This is a genomic window from Bradyrhizobium sp. NAS96.2, assembly GCF_001908235.1.
Lineage (GTDB): Bacteria > Pseudomonadota > Alphaproteobacteria > Rhizobiales > Xanthobacteraceae > Bradyrhizobium.
In genome coordinates this window covers 1-1,896 of sequence record NZ_LGHK01000322.1, presented here as the reverse complement: position 1 = coordinate 1,896, position 1,896 = coordinate 1, and the positions used below count along the sequence as shown (strand labels likewise).

The 1,896-nt window shown below is 63.0% G+C and carries 3 protein-coding genes; 1 reads left to right on the top strand and 2 read right to left on the bottom strand.

The window, feature by feature from the left end; all coding sequences use genetic code 11:
* Together AC628_RS44985 and AC628_RS40730 are read right to left on the bottom strand one after the other, a co-directional pair.
* The coding region (locus AC628_RS44985) for a hypothetical protein (RefSeq protein WP_245321591.1) at positions 1-332 on the bottom strand (332 nt) is incomplete at its 3' end.
* Between the two features lie 192 nt (positions 333-524).
* Positions 525-1,106: an HdeD family acid-resistance protein gene (locus tag AC628_RS40730; protein ID WP_074132433.1), complete on the bottom strand. Its 582-nt coding sequence runs from the start codon at positions 1,104-1,106 to the stop codon at positions 525-527.
* Between the two features lie 236 nt (positions 1,107-1,342).
* Between AC628_RS40730 and AC628_RS40725 the strand changes: the two genes are divergently transcribed.
* The gene (locus AC628_RS40725) at positions 1,343-1,564 is read left to right on the top strand and encodes a dodecin (protein ID WP_074132431.1); all 222 of its coding nucleotides are present in this window, start codon (positions 1,343-1,345) and stop codon (positions 1,562-1,564) included.
* Positions 1,565-1,896 lie beyond the last annotated feature (332 nt).

The window sequence follows — 1,896 nt, the reverse complement described above, 5'->3', positions numbered from 1 at the left end:
CCACCACCACCACCACCGCCTCCTCCGCCACCACCTCCGCCTGCGCTCAGCAGGCTCTGATTGTAACGCGGATCGGACTGTTGCATGTAGGCCGGCGAGATGTCGCGGTTGCGCGCGCGACCTGGATCGGTCGGTGGACCAGACTGCCCGCATCCCTCCGTGAAGAGGAGGAAACTGCAGGGCGGAACGACACGCGGCTGAAATGCATGGGCTGCGGTGGTGGTCAGCGCCATCGTGGCGACGGCCGTGGCCAGCACCGCAGTTGCCGCGAGCGTAGTGGTGGTCGCGACGGTGAATAACGTTGCTGATGACAATCTCGATCGCATCGACATAGGAAATTCCATCCTTCGGTTCGGCGAAACCGGAATGGCCCGCTCGCAAAATTGGACGGGGCCTGATGGAAGTGGGTTCGAGCGGGAAGCCGCGATTTTGCGATACGGACACGACAACGTGAAGGCGCAGAGGGACGCGCCTTCCGCGGACGGCTCAGCCTTCGCCGGCAGGTTTGCTGGCGCCTTGCGCGTTCAGGTGCGCTGCTTCAGTGCCATGCCCATGCTGATCCAGCTGACGCCGGCGCAGATCAAATCGACGCTGAGGAAGATGCCGAGCACGTAGAGGCTCGACACCGGCCAGTGCGCCAGGATCATGGCGCCGAGCACCAGCGTGATCAGCCCGGAGATCGCGACCATGCCCCATGGCGCGGCCGAGTTCATGCCGAACGCGAGGAAGATCCGCACGATGCCGGAGGCCACCAGCGCGATGCCGAGGAACAGCGTCAGCGTCGCCGCGGCGAGCAGCGGGTTCTCGAAGGTGATGAATCCCGCGACGACATAGAGCGCGCCGAGCAGCAGCCAGAACAGGAACTTGCCCCACGTCTTGAACTGGAAGGCGTTCACGATCTCGGCGGCGCCCGCGACGATCATCATGGCGCCGACGAACAGCACGCTGACCACGGTGGCGAACAGCACGCTGCCGAAGGCGAGCACGCCGGCGATCAGGTAGATCACGCCAAGGGCTGTGATCCAGCCCCACTTCGCGCGAAGGCTGGCAAGGCCGGATCCGAGGCTGTGAGGAGGTGTGGCGGGTGAGCTGGACGTTGTTGACATCGTATCGCTCCCGAATGCTGAACCATTTTCATGCTACCATAGGTGAGCGCACGGACAAGGGCAGGCGCAAGGTGGCACCAAATGCATGGTGGCACCAAACGCGCCGCGACACGTTGATTCAAATCAACCGGCGTGCTGCCGCGCAGCATTGGATCGACAGCAGCCGGTAGCAGACGACAGACTGTCCGGATTGGACTGCAAATTGTCCGGATCACGCATCCACAGAGGAGGTCGACATGCCTGCCACTCACGACAAGGACCACGTCTACAAGATCCTCGAACTGGTCGGATCATCGGACAAGAGCATCGAGGCGGCGATCGAGAATGCCGTCAGCCGCGCGTCAAAGACGATCCGGGAAATGAAATGGTTCGAGGTGGTGCAGACGCGGGGCCATATCGAAGATGGCAAGGTCCGGCACTACCAGGTGACGCTGCGCGTCGGCTTCACGCTGGAGTAGGCGGCCTCCCGCAACTTGCTGCCTGTTATTCGTTAGCCTGCAGCATGTAGAGCGCAGCGAGACCCGTCCCATCCTCAGCTGTCATCGCCCGGTTTGACCGGGCGATCCAGTACGCCGCGGCCTCTCGGCTCAAGCACTGCTGTCTCTGGAATACTGGATCACCCGCTTTCGCGGGTGATGACACCGCGTGTTTGACATCTTGGATCGAGAACCATCCACAGCTGTCGTCCTGGCCTTCCAGGCCGTGCAAAAAGTCGGCCCGGCGCGGGGAGTATTGAGTGACCAAGCGCGCGGCTCAGGCTGCGGATGGCCGGAGTGCCGTGAGCAGCGTG

Excerpts from the sequence above, each read along its gene's own strand:
- AC628_RS40725 (WP_074132431.1), top strand. The coding sequence starts at position 1,343 with ATGCCTGCCACTCACGACAAGGACCACGTCTACAAGATCCTCGAACTG.
- AC628_RS40730 (WP_074132433.1), bottom strand. The coding sequence starts at position 1,106 with ATGTCAACAACGTCCAGCTCACCCGCCACACCTCCTCACAGCCTCGGA.